We start from the raw sequence: 16,941 nt of genomic DNA, 5'->3' as shown, positions 1-16,941 counted from the left end.
GCGTTTCACGCAACGGTCTGGGCCGATATGCGGCGTTCGGAGCAAGACGTCCCGTTTTTGCCTATCCGGGACTATTGGGGCATTTGTGACTAGTAGCTTACTCCCGGGGTGCTCGCCCGCATGCCCTCGAAGCACCTGACGGAGAAGGAGGTCGGCGCGTTGAGAAAGACCCCGGGACCCGTAACCGCGGACTCAGCTCCGATGTCGGTCAACGACAGCGCGACCTCCCACGACCCCGCCACGGCACCAAGGTTCGAGGAGCGACAGCGCCCGGAGATCCCGCTGCAGCTCCAGGAGTTGTTCGCCCACCAGGAGCAGGCCCGATCCGAACAGCACAGGCGGCGGGCCCGCGTGGTGGTGCTCGAGGCGAACGACGCGGTCACCACGCCCGACCGCCTCGACGAGGAGTTCGACGTCGCCGTCCGACTCCCGGTGCCGGCCTGCGCCGAGGAACTCGCGAGGGTGCTGGCCACCGTCCGCCCTCGCCTTCTGCTGCTCAAGCACTCCCTGGAGAGCGTCGACGACCGCATCATCACCAGTTGCATGAGTGCCGGCGTCGAGATCATGGTGCTGGCCCGCCCCGTCTACGGCCTGCTGCGGGCACCCGCTATGGCGCGCTTCGGTGGACTGCCGTGGATTCGGCTGGGATCGGGCGCCACCGGCCGACCCCGTGGGGAGCGGCTGAAGCGGTTCTTCGACCTCAGCGTGATCCTGCTCAGTGCCCTCGTGGTGATCCCGCTGATAGCGGTGATCGCCGCAGTGGTGTCGTTCACCGGCCCACCGTTCTACCTCCAGCAACGCGTCGGGACCGGTGGCCGGCTGTTCCGGGTGGTCAAGTTCCGGACCATGCGGGTCGGGGCGGAGCAGGCCACCGGCCCGGTCCTGGCCCTGCCGGACGACGTCCGGATCACCCGACTGGGGCGCTTGCTGCGACGGTCCCGGCTGGACGAGTTGCCCCAGCTCTGGAACGTGCTGCGCGGCGAGATGAGCCTCGTCGGGCCCCGCCCGGAACGACCGGAGTTCATCGCCGGCTTCGACCGGCTGCCCGACTACGACCTGCGGCACCTGGTCCGGCCGGGGCTGACGGGCATCGCGCAGCTCACCGGCGGATACGCGGCCACCGTCGAGGACAAGCTCCGGTGCGACCTGCTCTACCTCAACTGCCGCTCCATGCGAGTCGACCTCACCCTGCTCCTGCTGACAGTGGTCGAGCTGTTCCGGGGGTTCCCCCGTGGCTAGTACGGCCCACGCGGTCGAAACCCGGGTCACCCGCAACACGGCCAGCATGCTGGCCGCGCGGGTGATCATGGCGGTGTCCGGGCTGGTCTCGGTGCCGGTCGTCTACCAGCGGCTCGGGCCGCGAGAGTTCGGTATCTGGGTAGTGCTCGCCGGTCTGCTGGCGATGGCCGCCCTGATCGACCTCGGACTCGGCTCCGCACTGGTTCGTGAGGTGGCCCGAGCCGAGAGCGCGGCCGACCGGGACCTGGTACGTCGGCTGCTCGGGCTGGGGCTGGGCTGGGCCGTGCTGCTGGGCCTGCTCACCCTGGGGGCGCTCGGTGCCGGCTGGCCGTGGCTCGTCGGGCTGCTGCGCCTCGGTGACCTGGCCGACGAGGCGTGGCAGGCCACCCTCTGGCTGGTCGTCGGCCTGGTGGCCGGCGCCGTGGAGCTGCCGTGGCGGGCCGTGCTCGAAGGCGGCCAACGCTACGGGTCACTCGCCGCGATCAGCGCCGGCACGGCGATCCTCGCGGCCGCCCTCGCCATCCTGGTGGTACGCCTCGGCGGCGGCCTCGTGGCGTTGGCCGCCTCGGCCGCCGCGACCGGTGTGATCCGCACCCTCCTGCTCGCCGCGACGACCCACCGCCAGTGCCCGGACCTGTCCCCCCGATGGGGACGAACGAACCTGGCCGACATCCGCCGCATCGGCGGCTACGGCCTGCGGGTGCAGGTCTCCAGTGGCGCCGGCATGGTCAACGTGGAACTCGACCGCCTCGTCCTCGGCGGCGCCTTCGGCCCCGCCGTGGCCGGCGGTTTCGACCTGGGCAGTCGCCTGCTCAACCTGCTCCGCCTGCCCCCGGGCTTCGCCCTCATCGTGCTGTTCCCCGCAGCGGTCGCCCGCACGGTGTCCCGGGGCACCGGCTGGCTGGACCGGTTCTACCTGTCCACCACCCGGTACCTCGCGCTGTTCCTGGCCCCGGCCACCGCCGCGCTGATGGTCAGCGCCGATCCGCTGGTCCGGCTCTGGCTGGGCCACCAGGTTCCCTGGGCCGCGGCGAACATCATGATCCTCGCACCCGCGTACGCCCTCAACCTGATCACCGGGGCGGCGACGATCGCCGCTCGCGCCGAGGGCCGGCCCGGGTTGGAGACGCGGTACGTGCTGCTCTCCGTCGTCCTCAACCTGGTCCTCACCGTGCCGATGCTGCTGCTGTGCGGGCCACTCGGCGTACCGCTGTCGACGGCGCTGGCGGTGGTGCTCAGCACCGGATACTTCCTGGTCTACTTCCACAGCGCCACGGCCCGGCCGCTGGCCCCGCTGGCGCGGGCGATCTGGCCGCCGCTCGCCGCGGCCGTCGCGGCCGGGTTGGTCACGGCGGCGGCCAGCCAGTTCCTGCCGGACGGTCCGGGACGCCTCGACGCCGCCCTCGCGGTGTCCTCCCGGGCGGGTCTGGCCCTGCTCGTCGCCGGCACGCTGCTGATCGCCGGCGGACACCTGGGCGCGAGCGACCGGATGCGACTGCACCGGCTGCTGCGCGCGCCGACAGCCGTGCTGTCGCCGAGCACTGGCGTTCCGCGATGAGCGTCGGCCACCGCACCGCGCAGTGCGTGCTGTGCGGGCCACGGCAGGCCCACCTGCCCCGACTCGGCGGGCTGCTGCGCCGCTGCGAAGGCTGCGGCTTCAGCTGGACCGCGCAGGAGCAGGCCACCGAGGACGGGCGCTACGACGAGGACTACTTCGCCGGGGGCGGTTACGACGACTACTTCCGGGCCGCGCCCCGCCGGTTCGAGGCGCGGCGGCGGCTGCGTTGGCTGCTCTCCACCGTCCGCCCCACGGTGCTGCTCGAAGCTGGTCCCGCCGGCGGCTACTTCCTCGAAGCCGCCCAGCGCGCCGGCATCACGGCCAGCGGCATCGAAGTCAGCCACGCCGCCGCCGCCTTCGCCCGCGACCACCTCCACATGCCCGTACGCCAGGGCTACTTCGAAACCATCGCACCCACACTCACCGCCGACGTCGTCTGCGCCTTCCACGTCCTCGAACACGTCGAAGACCCCCGCGCCTTCCTGCACGCCGCACACAACGCCCTCACCCCAGGCGGATGGCTCGCCCTCGAGGTACCCAACATCGCCTCCGCCGCCGCCCACCGACTCGGCACCGACTGGCCGGGCCTGCAACCGCGCTACCACCGCTGGCACTTCACCCCCGACACCCTGGTCCGGCTGGTGACCGACCTCGGCTTCGAGGTGGTCCGGCAGGACACCACTGTCTTCCGCTACTACATGCCGCTCGCCTACCGACTGCGGCACGCACGGCATCTACTCCCCGCCGACGTGCTCGGGCTCCGCTCACCGCGGTTGACCCACCCACGCCTCGGCGACCTACTCCGGGTGATCGCCCGGGCGCCACGAACCGGACGGAGCACCTGATGAAACTCGATGGGATCGAGCTGGTCCGCTGCCAGCTCTGCGGCCGCGCCGGTGGGCACTCGCCGACCCTCGGCGAGCTGCTGTGGAGCTGCCCGGACTGCGGCTTCGTCTGGACCGCTGGCAGCGCCCCGGCCCCCGAGGACCTGTACGACGAGGCCTACTACACGACGGACGGGTACCAGGACTACTTCGCCTCCGCCGGCCAGCGCCGGTTCGAGGCGAGCCGACGGCTGCGCTGGCTGCTGTCCGGCGTCCACCCCACGGTCCTGCTCGAAGCCGGCTGCGCCGGCGGTTACTTCCTCGAAGCCGCCCACCAGGCCGGCATCACCGCCAGCGGCATCGAGGTCAGCCACGCCGCCGCCGCCTTCGCCCGCGACCACCTCCACATGCCCGTACGCCAGGGCTACTTCGAAACCATCGCACCCACACTCACCGCCGACGTCGTCTGCGCCTTCCACGTCCTCGAACACGTCGAAGACCCCCGCGCCTTCCTCCGCGCCGCGCACACCGCCCTCGCCCCCGGCGGATGGCTCGCCCTCGAGGTACCCAACATCGCCTCCGCCGCCGCCAACCGGCTCGGCACCGACTGGCCCGCCATCGCTCCCACGTACCACCGCTGGCACTTCACCCCCGACACCCTGAGTCGGATGCTTGTGGAGTCCGGGTTCCGGGTGATCTCCCACGACACGGTCTTCTCCCGGTTCTACTGGCAACCGGCGGCACGGCTGCGCAACGCCCGCAATCTGCTGGTCGCCGACGTCGCCGCCAGCCGGTCGCCCCGGGTGACGCACCCACGACTCGGCGACCTGCTGCGGATCTTCGCCCGCCGCGACGACCGGGCGGTGTCCTGATGGGCGCCCCGCTGCTGTCGGTGCTGCTGGTCAGCTGGAACACCCGCGAGCAGACCCGGCAGTGCCTGGAGTCGCTGGCGTCGACAGTCGACCCCGACCTGGACTACGAGGTGGTGGCCGTCGACAACGGCTCGTCCGACGGCTCGGCCGACCTGCTCGCCGACCAGCCCCGGGTCCGGCTGATCCGCAACAACCACAACACCGGCTTCGCCGCCGCCGTGAACCAGGCGTACCGCCGGGCGAACGGGCAGCTGATCCTGCTGCTCAACAGCGACATCCGGTTCCACCCGGGCGCGCTGTCGCGGATGGTCGAGCACCTGCGGGAGCGGCCGGACGTGGCCGGGGTCAGCCCGCTGTACCTCAACCCGGACGGCACCTTCCAGCAGCACTACGTCCAACAGCCCAGCTTCGCCGCCACCATCGCGCTGGTGACCGCGCTGCGCCGGCTTCCCGGGTTCCGCCAGGCGTTGCACCGGTTCCAGATGCGCGGCGAGGACTTCAGCCGTCCCCGGCAACTCGCCTCGGGCAGCTGCATGCTGGTGCGCCGCGCGGTGCTCGGACAACAGACCATCTTCGACGAGGCGTTCCCCGTCTACTGGAACGACGCGGTCCTCGCGCGGCAGCTCGACCAGGCCGGGCACCAGTTGTGGATGCTCCCGGACGCCGTGGTGACGCACAGCCGGGGCGCATCCTGCCGGCTGCTCGGGCCGACCATCCGCTTCCGACACCTGCTGGGCAGCCTGGTCGGGTATCTACGGCTGACCCAGCCCCGGTACCGGTTGCCGGTGTTCCGGGCCGCGCTGATCGCCGACCACCTGGTCAAGCGGCTCTTCGGTCGATCCGTACAGCTGGGTCTGGGCGACCTGCTCGCCGCGCTGCGCGGCGACGTCGGCCCGCTGCCCGACGGCGACACCCGCGACTGGGTGGTGCTGTTCAGCCGTAACCGGTGGTCCGTCGACGGGCATTCGACGGTGCTGGGGCAGTTGGCGCCCGGGCAACGGTTGCTCATCGTCGACCCGCCGGGACACCGGCCGCGCTGGCGGTGCGAGGTGACCCCGATCGGTTCGGCGGCCTGGCACGCCGTCGCGCCGACCGCGCTGCCGCTGGGTGACGCGGTGCCGCTGGTCAATTGGATCAACCGGCGGATCGCGGCCGGTGCGCTGCGTGGCTGGCTGGACCGGCACGCAGGCGCCCGCCTGCTGCGACTCGACGACGAGCGGGCCCGCCCGGTGCTCGGCCGCCTCGGCGAGGACGAGTTGCTGCCCGCCGGAGCGCCACGGCCGATGGAACGGTCGGGCCGTGGCTGAGCACACCACCGCCCTGCAACCGGCGGCCGCGGCGGTCGTGTCGCCCGCCGACGACAGCGACTGGGTGGTCATCTTCAGCGGCACGCCGTGGGCGAACGGCGCCCACCGACAGCACGCGCTGGCCCGCGAGCTGACCGTCGACCACCGGGTGCTCTTCGTCGACCCGGCCGGGCACCTCCCGCGCTGGCGGGTCCAGGTTCGGCAGGTGGCAGACGGTCTGTGGCAGTGCGCCGCGCCGGCGCTGCTGCCGTTCGGCCGGCACCTTCCCCCGGTCAACCGGGTCAACCGCTGGCTCGCCGCGCGCGTGCTGCGCCGGTGGTTCCAGCGGCGGGCGGCATCCGTACGACTGCTCTGGCTGGACGAGGACCTGGCCGCGCCGGTGGCCGCCCGGCTGGACGCGTCCGCCGTCGTCTACGACGCCACCGACCTGGACTGGACGTTCACCCGACCCTGGAACCGTTGGCACCTGCGCCGCGCGCTGCGCTCCGCCGTCGGCGCCGCCGACCTCGTCCTCGCCTCCTCCAGCGCGCTACCCGACCGGATGCCCGCCTCCGACCCGGCACCGGTGGTGCTGGCCAACGGATGCGACCCGGACCGCTTCTCGCCGGAGGGCCCGGTCGCGCCGTGGTTACTCAGCCTGCGCCGACCACTGATCGGCTACAGCGGGGCGGTCGATACCCGGGCCTTCGACGCGGACCTGGTCGCCGCTGTGGCGCGCGCCCACCCGGAGTGGACGTTCGTGCTGATCGGCCCGTCCACCCGGGCCGGCCGTGCCCCGCTCGCCGGCCTGTCCAACGTGGAGCTTGTCGACGCCGTCCGCTTCACGGACGTGCCGGGCATCCTGCGGGCCTGCGACGTCACGATCATCCCCTACCGGGTGGGTGGGCTGATCGACTACGTGCACCCGAAGAAGTGCTACGAGTACCTGGCCCTCGGCAAGCCTGTCGTCGCGACGCCGCTGCCGGCGCTGCGGGCACTGGGCGACACCATCGCCCTCGCCGCCGACCCGGCGAGTTTCGCCGCGGCGCTGGCCGACGCGCTGGACCGCGCCGGCGCGCCCGACGACGCCGCCAGACGCCGGGAGGTCGCCACCCGCAACAGCTGGTCGGTACGGGGCGTCCAGCTGCGTTCCCTGTTGGCGGGGTTGCCGCGATGAGAGTGCCGATCGTCGCGCCCGGTGTGGTGCTCTCCGGCGCCGCGCTGGGCGGTGTGGTGACAGTGGTGACCCTGCTGCCCGGGCCGGTCGGCGTGGCCGCCGCCGTCGGAGTGCTGTGTTTCGGCGCGTTCCTGCTCTGGCCCTGGGCCGTGCTGCCGGTCGGCATCATCGGCGGCGCCGTGGTCGGTGCCCTGCTCAGCGGCGGCGACGTGCGCGGCTACATCGCGGTGAAGGTGCTGCTGCTGGCCGCCGGCGGCGCCGCGCTGGCCGCCCGCCACTGGCTCGGAGCGGAGCGGGGCATCCGGCGCACCGCCGCCGACGTGGGGATGCTGGTCCTGGTCGGGTTGACAGTGGTGGCGGCCACCTATGGTCTGGCCGTCGGCAACCTCCCGACGGAGGTGCTGGTCGCCGCGTACCAGGTGGCCACGATCCCGGTGTACTTCTTCGTCGCCACCCACACCCTCACCACGCCCCGTCGGATCCTGGCCGCCGGCATCCTGTACGTGGTGCTGGCGGGGGTCTTCACCGCCATCTCGGTGGCGGCACCGGGGCGGCACGGCGGGCTCATCACCCTCATGGCCATCCCCGCGCTGATCTGGATCGCCGGTCGGGTGCGGGGTTGGCGTCGGGCCGGCGCCCTCCTGCTCGGCGGGTTCTTCGCCGTCGACGTGCTCCTCGCGTCGTACCGGGGGATCTGGCTCGCCGCGGCGCTGACCGGGCTGATCATGCTGCTTCGCGGCGGCCGCACGGTCCGCGCCGGCCTGGCCGCCACCGCCGCGGCGGCGGTCGCGGTGGCCGCGATCCTCGCCCTGCAACCAGGGGTACGGGAGCGGGCCACGGAGATCACCAAGGGCTTCGGGCAGTCCGCCGGTTACCGGGGGGTGGAGTCCGAGGTGGGTCTGGGCGTCTTCGCCGACCAGCCGCTGGTCGGGGCCGGCCTCGGACAGACCACGCCGGACATCTACCTGTCCGGCTTCACCTTCACCGACGTCGGGCCGGTGTACCACGCCTTCTACGTCACGGTTCTTGCCAACCTCGGGCTGGTCGGCCTCCTGCTGGTCCTCTGGCCGATCCTGCGCAGCATCCGCGTCGGCCTGCGCAGCCGGGACGGGATCGCGCTGCCGTTCGCGGCGCTGTCCTGCGGTTTCCTGGCCGCCGCCCTCTTCGCGGCGCCGACCGACGGGCACTGGGAGCTGGGCCTGCTGCCGGCGCTGACCCTCCTCACGGCACACCACGAGGGTGCGCGGTTGCGGCGACCCGCCCGGCCGCCGCTGCTGCGCGGCGCCCTGACCGGAACGGGTGTGGCGGCATGAGCGCGGCCGACGCCACAGCAGTGGTGGTCACCCACAACTCGGCGGGACAGATCGTCGCCGCCCTGACCGCGCTGCGGCAGGCGCAGGTGCCGGTGCGGTTGGTGGACAACGCCTCCACCGACGGCACCGTCGACCTCGTCCGAAGCCGCTTCCCGGAGGTGACGGTCTTCGCCAGCCCCACGAACACCGGGTTCGCCACCGCCGTGAACCGGGCCGCGGCCGGGGTCGACACCGACGTCGTGCTCCTGGTCAACCCGGACTGCGTGGTCAGCCCCGGCGCGGTGGCGGAACTGGTGCGCGTGCTGCGCGACCGACCGTCGGTGGGCATCGCGGGGCCACGGCTCACCGACGCGCACGGCCGGGTCGCGATCAGCGCCCACCGGTTCGAATCCCTCGGCACGGTGCTGGCCAGCCGGTTCGGTGGGTCGCTGGTGCCGGTGTCGCTGCGGCGGCTGCTCAGCGGTCGGCAGCGCCGCGCCGCGTACGACGCCTGTGTGCGCGGGGCGCAGCCGGTGGCAGTGGACTGGCTCTCCGGTGCCTGCCTGGCGGTGCGCCGCGAGCTGTTCGTGGCGATCGGCGGCCTCGACGAGGGCTACTTCCTGTACTACGAGGACGAGGAGTTGTGCCTCCAGGCGGCCCGGCGCGGCGCCGAGGTTTTGTACGTGCCCTCGGTGACCGCCGTGCACACCGGCGGGGCGAGCAGCTCCGACCCGGCCTGGATCTGGCCCCACCTGTACCGCAGCATGCTGCGGTTCTTCGCCCGCCACCGCGCCGGCACGCTGCGCGCGGTACGCGGCGTGGTGCTGCTGCGCGCACTGATCGGTATCGGACTGGCCGGAGCGCGGATGCCAGTGCAACCCCGGGCCGGGACGGCTCGGCTGCGGGCCTGGACCCGTGTCGGTCGAATCGCGGTCGCCCGACCTGAAACGAGAGGAGGAGCGTGATGCACGTCCTGACAACTGTCGTCGGCAAGCGCACCGAACACTGGACGGACCTGTTCGACGTTCTGTGCGAACAGCCGGACGTCACCCTCACCGTGCTCGCCGCGGACGTGTCCCCGACGACCCGACGCGAACTCGCCCGGCTGGCCCGTCGACACCACCGGCTGCGGTACCACGTCGTTCCGCACCTGCTCGGCGAGTCGTTGACCGGGCACATGGCCTCGGTGCTGTTCCGGCTGTCCGGCCAGCACGACGTGACGACCGCCCGCCCGGACATCCTGCACGTCATCGGCGAGGCCGCGTACCTCACCACCTGGCAGGCGCTGCGGCTGCGTCAACGCTGCTGGGCCGGGGTGCCCACCACGTTGTACGCCGCGCAGAACGTGGTCACCCGCTTTCCGGTGCCGTTCCCCCGGATCGAGCGACAGTCCTACCTGTCCGTCGACCACGCCTTCCCGATCACACCCGCGGCGCTGAACGTGCTGCGGATCAAGGGCTACCGGGGCCCGGCCACTATCGTGCCGCTCGGCGTGGACACCCGGATGTTCCGGCCACTGCCCACCGATCCGACCGCGCGCCCGTTCACTGTCGGGTTCGTCGGGCGGTTCGAGCCGCACAAGGGCGTGGCCGACCTGCTGCGCGCCGCCGAGCTGATCGACTGCGACGTGTCGCTGGTCGGGGACGGCAGCCTCGGTGCCGAGATCGAGCGGGCCGCCGCGCGCCGACCGGGCCGGGTGCACCGGCACGGCTGGGCCGGGCACGCCGAGCTGCCCACGCTGCTGAACGACATGGACGTGTTGGCGATGCCGTCGGTCGAGGTGGTGCAGCGCAACACCCTGCCGTGGATCGGCATCCCGCTGCGTGAGCAGTTCGGCCGGGTGCTGGTCGAGGCGATGGCGTGTGGCGTACCCGTCGTGGGCAGCGACGTCGGCGAGATCCCCTACGTGGTGGGCGACGCCGGTCTCGTCTTTGCGGCCGGCGACGTCTACGCGCTCGCCGCCCGCCTCGCGCGGCTGCGCGACGACCCGGCGCTCGCCGGGCAGTTGGCCAACAGTGGGTTGGCCCGCGCCGGCGCCGAGTTCGGCTGGGACCGGATCGCCGAAACCCTCTGCACGACCTGGCGCGGACTGCGGTCCCCGGCCCGGTCCCTCCGCACATCGCCCGCCGAGGCCGGGCACCCAACCAGAGAGGCGATCGCCTGATGAGCGCGTCGATAGATGTCAAAGGTCTGCTCGGTGCCTCCTGGCGCCGGGTGGGCGTACCACTGCTCGGCCTGTGCGCGGGCCTGGCCGCCGCGCAGGGAGTGACCCAGCTCCTCCCGGCGCGCTACGAGGCGGAGGCCTCCGTGCTGGTCAGCGCCGAGCAGACCGACGCGGACCGACCGGTGGATCTGGCCCTCGCGCAGAATCTCACGCCCACCATCGCCCGACTGGTCGGGTCCCGGGAGGTCGCGCTGGAAGCGGCGCGTTCGCTGCAACTGCCCGAGCGGGCGGTGCTCGGTCACGTCAGCGGCGAGTACGAACTCGGCCTTCAGATCATCACCGTGCACGCGAGCGCCGGCACCGGTACGCAGGCCGCCGCGATCGCGAACGCCGCCTCCCGCGCCGTCAGTCAGCAGTTGGGCCGGCTGGACATGGGCGGTTCCACGAGCATCAACGCCCGGGTTCTCGACACCGCCAGCCCGCCGGCCCGACCGGCCTTCCCGAAGCCGCTGCTCAACGGCGTACTCGGGGCCCTGGCCGGGCTGCTGGCCGGTTGGGGCGCGACCATCCTGCGCGACCGGTTCGACAGCCGGCTGCGCGACGTCGGCCAGATCGAGGCGCGCCTCGGCCTGCCGGTGATCGGGGTGCTGCCGAAGCTGCCGCGCCGCTTCGCCCGCCATCACGCCGCCGCGCTGTACGCCCGCACCAACGTCGCCGACGCGGTACGCGCCACGATCTCGACGCTCAGCGTGCTCACCGCTCCCCTGCCCCGTCGGCGGCTGCTGGTCACCAGCGCACACGACGACGACGGCAAGGCGTTGGTGACCGCCCTGCTCGGTCTCGGCATGGCCGACGAGCACTGTCGGGCCACGCTGGTGGACGGGGCGGTACGGGACCCGGTGCTGTCGGGCCACTTCCCGGATGCGCCGCACACCTGGCAGCAGGTGCTGGCCCAGAAGTGCCCGCCGGTGCGCCTGGTCGACTTCCCCACCCTGACCGTGCTGCCGGCCGAGCCCCGCGAGGGCGCCGACACGGAGGCCCTGCACGAGCTGGGCGGGCTGCTCAACGCGCTGGGCGAGGACGAGGACTGCGTGATCGTCCACGCGCCGCCGATCCTGGCCGGACGGGAGATCTCGGCGTTCGCCCAGCACGCGGACGGCGTCCTGCTGGTCGTCCGCGCCGGCCGGACGAACCTGGACGACAGCACCCGGGCGGCCCGGCTCGTGCAACAGCTCGGGCTTCCGCTGGCCGGTGTCGTGGTGATCGGGGCGGCGCCTCGCACGGACCACCGGCCGAGCAGCGAGCAACCGGCCCTGGCGCCGGGCGCGGCCCAGGATGCCCTGGCGCTGCCGGTGACGAAGGCGGGCGCCCAGGGCGCGGTCATCCGTGAGCTGGTCAGCGCCCTGGTCGAGGACAAGTCGGGGCCACCCGGACGGCACCGCCGACAGAGCTCGGGTGAGTCGGCCCCGGCCGGCAGGACCGTCGAGGGTAGGACGGTCGAGGGCACGACGGTCGACCGCAAGCCCGTCGACCACAAGCCGGTCGACAGCAGGCCGGTCGACAGGGCGACGGCCGAGAGCACGACGGCCGAGCGTCAGCCGGTCGAGAGCACGACGGCCGGGCGCACCCCGTACGGGACCGGGGCGCCCTCGGAGGCGCCGGCCGGGCCGACCCGGATCGAGGACGCCATCACCCAGCCAAATCCGGTGGTGACGGATGTCCCGGACCGGCCCGAGCAGGTGCCGACGCCCACCGCCCAGCCTGAGCCCGCGGCTCCGTCCTGGGGCGGCGGTCCCGCCGTGGCGGGTGTTCTCGGCCGACCGTTGGCCCGACCCGAGACGGTCTGGCGGTCGCCGGTGGCGGAGGCACCGCTGCCGGAGCCGTCCGCGGACACTCCGGTGGCCGACCTGACGGACCGCTGGCCGGTCTTCGGGCAGGAGTTGCTGGCCGCCGGGCGGCCGAGTGCGGAACAACCCTCCACCGAGCCCATCGTGCTGCGACGGGCTGTAGCCGTCGGCGACGCCGAACGCCGGGGCTGACGACGGCCGGAGCAACGGTCGGCGACCCGCCCACGGCAGGCGGCCGCCCAGCTGGCCACAAACGACACTGACAAGGAGACAGGCCGATGAGCGAGATGTTGATACCCACACAGGCGTCCGAGCCGTCGCTGGACGACCCCCGCGCCCTCTACTGCGACCTGCTCAAGAAGGCGTTGACCCGGTACGTCTTCCGCGAGACGTGGATGCCCTACCAGCCACGCCAAGGGTCCCTGCACGGCCGGATCCTCCAGCGCGGCCGGCACCTGCTGCGACGTAAGGGCCTGGAGCTGGTGCTCCAGTTCCCCTTCGACGCCGAGGCGCGGGCCACCGGGCGGGACTGGCCGCCGGAGGCCGAGACCATGATCGGGCTACGGCGGTTGGACAACCTGGAACGATGCGTCAAGGACGTGTTGGAGCGGGGCGTACCCGGTGACCTGATCGAGACAGGTGTGTGGCGGGGCGGGGCGGTCATCTTCATGCGCGGGATGCTGCGCGCCTACGGCGACCGGGACCGGACGGTGTGGGTCGCTGACTCGTTCCGCGGCCTGCCGAAGCCGGCTCCCCATCGGGTCGAGGACGTCGAGGACGCGCTGTGGCAGGTGCCCTTCCTGGCGGTGTCGTTGGAGCAGGTGAAGGCGAACTTCGAGCGGTACGGGCTGCTCGACGACCAGGTCCGGTTCCTCAAGGGCTGGTTCTCGGACACCCTGCCGACCGCGCCGGTGGAGCAGATCTCGGTGATGCGTCTCGACGGGGACCTCTACGACTCGACGATGGTGGCGCTGCGCTCGCTCTACCCGAAGCTCTCCGTCGGAGGCTACGTGATCATCGACGACTACCACGCGGTACGCGGCTGCAAGCAGGCCGTCGACGACTTCCGCGGCGAGCACGGTATCGAGGACGAGCTGCACCAGGTGGACTGGACCTGCCGCTACTGGCGGCGGTCGCGCTAGACCTGGGCCGTCAGTGACGGCGGGTGGGAGGTCCCCGGACCTCCCACCCGCCGTCTTCGTACCCGTGCTCAGTTGGCCGGTGGCGTCTGCGGGTTGGCCGCGACCCACTGCGCCACCCGGTCCTCGCGCAGGGCGGCGAAGAGCGCCGGGGCCTGGACCTCGTCCAGCCGCACGGCAGACCCGGCCGGGGTCTGCAGGTTCGCGTCGCTGAACGGGACGGTGACGAACTGGACCGTCTCCGGCTTCACCTTGCGCAGCACGAGGGCGAGGTCGGTGAGGTTCAGGTCGCGGTCGACGACAAGCGATTCGGCAGCGGTGGTGAGCACCCGGTCGAGGCGGGTCGGGCTGGTGAGCAGATTCGTCGCGGTGACCCGCTCGGCCAGGGCGCGTACCACGAGCTGCTGGTCGTAGATGCGGCCGAAGTCTCCGCCGGGCACGCCGTGCCGCTGCCGCATCAGGTCGTCGGCCGCCTTGCCGTCCAGGTCGTGGCACCCGGCGGGCCAGGTGGCGCCGGTGTCCGAGGACTTGACGGTGTACGGCAGGCACACGTTGATGCCCTCCACCGCGTCCACCAGCTTGCGGACGGCGGCGAAGTTGGCCACCAGCACCCCGTCGAGTGGTAGCCCGGTGAGCTTGGCGACCGTCTCGGCGGCCAGCGCGGCCCCGCCGAACGCGAACGCGGCATTGATCTTGTTGGGGCCACCGGCCCAGGTCTGCCCCGCCGCGGGCACGTCGACGTAGCTGTCCCGGGGGATGGAGACGACGGTGGCCGCCTCTCGGGCGGCGTTGACGTGCACCAGCATGATCGTGTCCGACCGTTGCCCGGGGTAGAGAGCCTGGTCCGGCTCGCCGTCGCGGGAGTCCGACCCGAGCAGCAGGAGATTGAGCGGCCCCGACTCCCACCGGCGCTCGTCGTGGGTGCCCTGACCGAGGATGTCCTCGCGCTGCACCCGGCTCTCGTACCGGTGCTTCAGGCCGAAGCCGACGGTGACGAGGCCCGCGCAGAGCACGCCGAACATCAGGACCAGGGCGAGGCCCGCCTTCTTCCAGCCGACCATCGCCCGCCACCTCGACGGCGCCGGCGTGACCGTGCGGCCGGGGATACCGGTCACCATCTTGACCACCTCTGCACGAACTCTCGGGACGCTGAACCTGTTGCGGGGCAAGGGATGCAGCCGTTCGGGTCACCCGCCTGCCACACTCATGAAGCATTTAATCACTCTTTAGGGTTTCTATGCCGCTTTATCCTCTTTGCCCGATTCTGCGATGCCATTCTGGCCTTCGAGTTACGGAGGGAGTTGGCATGTACGGAGTACCCACCAAGGGGCCACACATCGGAGGTGGCCTTGCCGCCACCGGGGTTGCTGTTCAGTCCTGGTTGCTGGTCGGCGTCGGGCTGGTAGTGCTGGGTCTGGCACTGTGGCTCGTCGCCATGTTGGGCCGCGAGCGATGACAGGTCCCCGACGCGGGTCGTGGCTGCGCGCCAGCGCGGGTGGCCTGATCGGAGTCGCCGCCGCCGTCGCCATGCTCTGGCGGTGGCACGACATCGCCAGCGCGGAGGCGTGGCTGAACGCTCATCTCGTCAACGCCGTCGGGTTGGCGGACACCAAATCCATCGGCGCGGCCGTGATCTTCCCACTGGACGAGCGCTGGGTCGGCTTCATGGTCTCCAGCGGCTGCTCGGTCGCCATGTTGCTGATCCCGCCGATCGTGCTCGCGTCGACGTTGGTCGGGTTCCGCCGCATCTCACTGACGCGGGGACTCAACGCCCTGGCGATGGCCGTCGTGTTGCTGGTCACCGTGAACCAGGTCCGACTCGGCGCGGTGGTGGTCTCGATGCAGACCTGGGGCTTCAAACTGGGCTACGAACGCAGCCACGTGCTGATCGGCTCGGTGATCACGACCGCCGGTCTGATCGCCGTCACGATCCTCTTCGTGGTCCTGGTCAGCCGGACCAAGCGGATCTCCGGGACGGTCGCCGGTGTCCACTGAGACGCAGTCGCTCGCCCTGCTCAACACCGCGGCGTTCCTGCTGTGCGTCAGCTTCTGCGCGTACGTGCTGAGCATCCTGGTGTTCCACCTGAAGAGCGGACGTAGTCGGGGCGGCAGCCCGGACGGCTTCGACTGGCACATCATCGTGCCGTGCCGCAACGAGGCGTCGGTCATCCGCGACACAGTGCGGCGTCTGCTCTGCGACTTTCCGCAGGCGACCGTCTGGTGCGTCGACGACGCCTCCGAGGACGGCACGCTGGCCGAACTGGCCGCGTTCACCGACCAACCGCGGGTGCACGTGGTCCAGCGTCAACTGCCGGACGCGCGACAGGGCAAGGGCGCCGCGCTCAACGCCGCCTGGCGACGCATCGAGCAGTCGTTGCCCGCCAACGCGGACCGTACCCGGGTGATCGTCGGGGTCCTGGACGCGGACAGCCGACTCGACCCCCAGGGCCCGGTCGCCCTCTCCGGCCGTCAGTACTTCGGTTCGGAGCAGGTCGGCGCGGTACAGGTGGAGGTGCGGATGCTCCAGTGCGCGCCGCGCCGGTACGCGCAGCCGACCGAGGTCGGCGCCTGGGGACGGCTGCTGATCCGGCTGCAGGACATGGAGTTCCGCGCCCCGATCGCCGCCATGCAATCGCTGCGGCGACGCACCGGCAGCGTGGCGATGGGCGGCAACGGGCAGTTCACCCGGCTGTCCCTGCTCAACGAGATCGCCGACCAGCACGGCACACCGTGGCACGGCGCCCTCCTGGAGGACTTCGAGCTGGGCCTGCACATCCTGCTGGCCGGCGGTCGCACCGAGTACTGCCCGGAGAGCTGGGTGGCCCAGGAGGCGCTGACCCGGATCCGCCCGCTGGTGCGGCAGCGCACCCGCTGGGCCCAGGGGTCGATGCAGTGTGGCCGCTACCTCGGCAGGGTGCTGCGCTCGCCGCGAATCCGCAACTCGGCCACACTGGAGATCGCCCACTTCCTGGCCGCACCGTGGACCCAACTGCTCGGCACACCGATCTACGTCGCCTGCCTGGTGGTGATGTCCTACTACATCGACAACACCATGGGTGGACTGCGCGGCTGGTGGAACAGCGGCGGCTGGGGCGTACCCCCGCTGGTGCTCGTCTTCGGCATCGGACCCTTCGCCCTGTGGGGCATCGTCTACCGGATTCGTTGTGAGCCGCAGCTCTCGATACCCAAGGCCCTGCTGCTCGGCGTCTGCCACTGGCTCTACAGCTACGCCCAGTCACTGGCGGTCTGGCTGGCCTTCGCCCGCATGGTGACGGCCCGCACGGACTGGCAGAAAACCGCCCGTGCCGCCGATCCGCAGCCCCAACCGGCCCCGGCTCGGGCCGTGGGTCGAGTGGCCGTCGGCCAGGCGGCCGTGGGTCGGGCCGCCGTGCCGGCCCAGCCGCGCCGGGCCCAACCGGCACGCCGGTCGGGTCGCAACGACGGGCCACGGTCGATCCGACCGCCCCGGCACCTCAGCCACCTCTCGCACCTCACCACCCCCACCACAGACCGCCCCGCAATCGCCCACACCAGAAAGTAGAC

At 72.1% G+C, this 16,941-nt stretch carries 15 protein-coding genes; 14 read left to right on the top strand and 1 reads right to left on the bottom strand.

The features are described from left to right. Positions 1 to 201: 201 nt before the first annotated feature. The 11 genes from OG598_RS08465 (at position 202) to OG598_RS08415 (ending at position 13,401) form a co-directional block, all read left to right on the top strand. Positions 202 to 1,239, top strand: coding sequence for a sugar transferase (locus OG598_RS08465; RefSeq protein WP_328653885.1), 1,038 nt, complete (start codon positions 202 to 204; stop codon positions 1,237 to 1,239). Then, a complete protein-coding gene (locus OG598_RS08460) occupies positions 1,232 to 2,797 on the top strand; it encodes a lipopolysaccharide biosynthesis protein (protein ID WP_328653884.1) in 1,566 nt (521 codons plus the stop codon). Before OG598_RS08465 ends, OG598_RS08460 begins: the two co-directional genes overlap by 8 nt. Next, on the top strand, positions 2,794 to 3,642 hold the full coding sequence (locus OG598_RS08455; protein ID WP_328653883.1) for a class I SAM-dependent methyltransferase: 849 nt from the start codon (positions 2,794 to 2,796) through the stop codon (positions 3,640 to 3,642). The genes OG598_RS08460 and OG598_RS08455 overlap by 4 nt, the downstream gene beginning before the upstream one ends. Further along, positions 3,642 to 4,493: a class I SAM-dependent methyltransferase gene (locus OG598_RS08450; RefSeq protein ID WP_328653882.1), complete on the top strand. Its 852-nt coding sequence runs from the start codon at positions 3,642 to 3,644 to the stop codon at positions 4,491 to 4,493. The genes OG598_RS08455 and OG598_RS08450 overlap by 1 nt, the downstream gene beginning before the upstream one ends. Beyond that, complete coding sequence (locus OG598_RS08445; RefSeq protein WP_328653881.1) at positions 4,493 to 5,800, top strand: glycosyltransferase family 2 protein; 1,308 nt, start codon at positions 4,493 to 4,495, stop codon at positions 5,798 to 5,800. Before OG598_RS08450 ends, OG598_RS08445 begins: the two co-directional genes overlap by 1 nt. Then, on the top strand, positions 5,793 to 6,956 hold the full coding sequence (locus OG598_RS08440) for a glycosyltransferase (RefSeq protein ID WP_328653880.1): 1,164 nt from the start codon (positions 5,793 to 5,795) through the stop codon (positions 6,954 to 6,956). The genes OG598_RS08445 and OG598_RS08440 overlap by 8 nt, the downstream gene beginning before the upstream one ends. Next, entirely contained in the window at positions 6,953 to 8,269 is a 1,317-nt protein-coding gene (locus OG598_RS08435; RefSeq protein WP_328653879.1) for an O-antigen ligase family protein, read from the top strand. Before OG598_RS08440 ends, OG598_RS08435 begins: the two co-directional genes overlap by 4 nt. Further along, entirely contained in the window at positions 8,266 to 9,213 is a 948-nt protein-coding gene (locus OG598_RS08430; protein WP_328653878.1) for a glycosyltransferase family 2 protein, read from the top strand. Before OG598_RS08435 ends, OG598_RS08430 begins: the two co-directional genes overlap by 4 nt. Then, positions 9,213 to 10,412, top strand: coding sequence for a glycosyltransferase family 4 protein (locus tag OG598_RS08425; RefSeq protein WP_328653877.1), 1,200 nt, complete (start codon positions 9,213 to 9,215; stop codon positions 10,410 to 10,412). Before OG598_RS08430 ends, OG598_RS08425 begins: the two co-directional genes overlap by 1 nt. Next, a complete protein-coding gene (locus OG598_RS08420) occupies positions 10,412 to 12,451 on the top strand; it encodes a hypothetical protein (protein WP_328653876.1) in 2,040 nt (679 codons plus the stop codon). Before OG598_RS08425 ends, OG598_RS08420 begins: the two co-directional genes overlap by 1 nt. An 86-nt stretch (positions 12,452 to 12,537) precedes the next feature. Beyond that, positions 12,538 to 13,401, top strand: a complete 864-nt coding sequence (locus tag OG598_RS08415; protein WP_328653875.1) for a TylF/MycF family methyltransferase — start codon at positions 12,538 to 12,540, stop codon at positions 13,399 to 13,401. A gap of 68 nt (positions 13,402 to 13,469) precedes the next feature. Here OG598_RS08415 and OG598_RS08410 read toward each other — a convergent pair whose 3' ends face one another. Next, entirely contained in the window at positions 13,470 to 14,516 is a 1,047-nt protein-coding gene (locus tag OG598_RS08410; protein ID WP_328653874.1) for an LCP family protein, read from the bottom strand. A 188-nt stretch (positions 14,517 to 14,704) separates the two neighbouring features. On the opposite strand from OG598_RS08410, the gene OG598_RS08405 reads away from it, so the two are divergent. From OG598_RS08405 to OG598_RS08395, 3 genes are read left to right on the top strand one after another with little or no spacing between them, the layout of a single operon-like run. Beyond that, positions 14,705 to 14,854 carry a peptidase gene (locus tag OG598_RS08405; protein ID WP_088989215.1) on the top strand — a complete coding sequence of 50 codons (150 nt, stop codon included), beginning with the start codon at positions 14,705 to 14,707 and terminating at the stop codon, positions 14,852 to 14,854. Further along, the gene (locus OG598_RS08400) at positions 14,851 to 15,393 is read left to right on the top strand and encodes a hypothetical protein (protein ID WP_328653873.1); all 543 of its coding nucleotides are present in this window, start codon (positions 14,851 to 14,853) and stop codon (positions 15,391 to 15,393) included. The genes OG598_RS08405 and OG598_RS08400 overlap by 4 nt, the downstream gene beginning before the upstream one ends. Continuing rightward, complete coding sequence (locus OG598_RS08395) at positions 15,383 to 16,939, top strand: glycosyltransferase (RefSeq protein WP_328653872.1); 1,557 nt, start codon at positions 15,383 to 15,385, stop codon at positions 16,937 to 16,939. Before OG598_RS08400 ends, OG598_RS08395 begins: the two co-directional genes overlap by 11 nt. Positions 16,940 to 16,941: the final 2 nt, after the last annotated feature.

Source organism: Micromonospora sp. NBC_00330 (assembly GCF_036136635.1).
Classification (GTDB): domain Bacteria; phylum Actinomycetota; class Actinomycetes; order Mycobacteriales; family Micromonosporaceae; genus Micromonospora; species Micromonospora salmantinae.
This window is presented reverse-complemented; position numbering and strand designations above follow the sequence as displayed.

Coding starts and splice junctions, on each gene's coding strand:
- OG598_RS08410 (WP_328653874.1), bottom strand. CDS start 14,516: ATGGTGACCGGTATCCCCGGCCGCACGGTCACGCCGGCGCCGTCGAGG.
- OG598_RS08415 (WP_328653875.1), top strand. CDS start 12,538: ATGAGCGAGATGTTGATACCCACACAGGCGTCCGAGCCGTCGCTGGAC.
- OG598_RS08450 (WP_328653882.1), top strand. CDS start 3,642: ATGAAACTCGATGGGATCGAGCTGGTCCGCTGCCAGCTCTGCGGCCGC.
- OG598_RS08420 (WP_328653876.1), top strand. CDS start 10,412: ATGAGCGCGTCGATAGATGTCAAAGGTCTGCTCGGTGCCTCCTGGCGC.
- OG598_RS08400 (WP_328653873.1), top strand. CDS start 14,851: ATGACAGGTCCCCGACGCGGGTCGTGGCTGCGCGCCAGCGCGGGTGGC.
- OG598_RS08430 (WP_328653878.1), top strand. CDS start 8,266: ATGAGCGCGGCCGACGCCACAGCAGTGGTGGTCACCCACAACTCGGCG.
- OG598_RS08425 (WP_328653877.1), top strand. CDS start 9,213: ATGCACGTCCTGACAACTGTCGTCGGCAAGCGCACCGAACACTGGACG.
- OG598_RS08455 (WP_328653883.1), top strand. CDS start 2,794: ATGAGCGTCGGCCACCGCACCGCGCAGTGCGTGCTGTGCGGGCCACGG.
- OG598_RS08405 (WP_088989215.1), top strand. CDS start 14,705: ATGTACGGAGTACCCACCAAGGGGCCACACATCGGAGGTGGCCTTGCC.
- OG598_RS08465 (WP_328653885.1), top strand. CDS start 202: ATGTCGGTCAACGACAGCGCGACCTCCCACGACCCCGCCACGGCACCA.
- OG598_RS08435 (WP_328653879.1), top strand. CDS start 6,953: ATGAGAGTGCCGATCGTCGCGCCCGGTGTGGTGCTCTCCGGCGCCGCG.
- OG598_RS08445 (WP_328653881.1), top strand. CDS start 4,493: ATGGGCGCCCCGCTGCTGTCGGTGCTGCTGGTCAGCTGGAACACCCGC.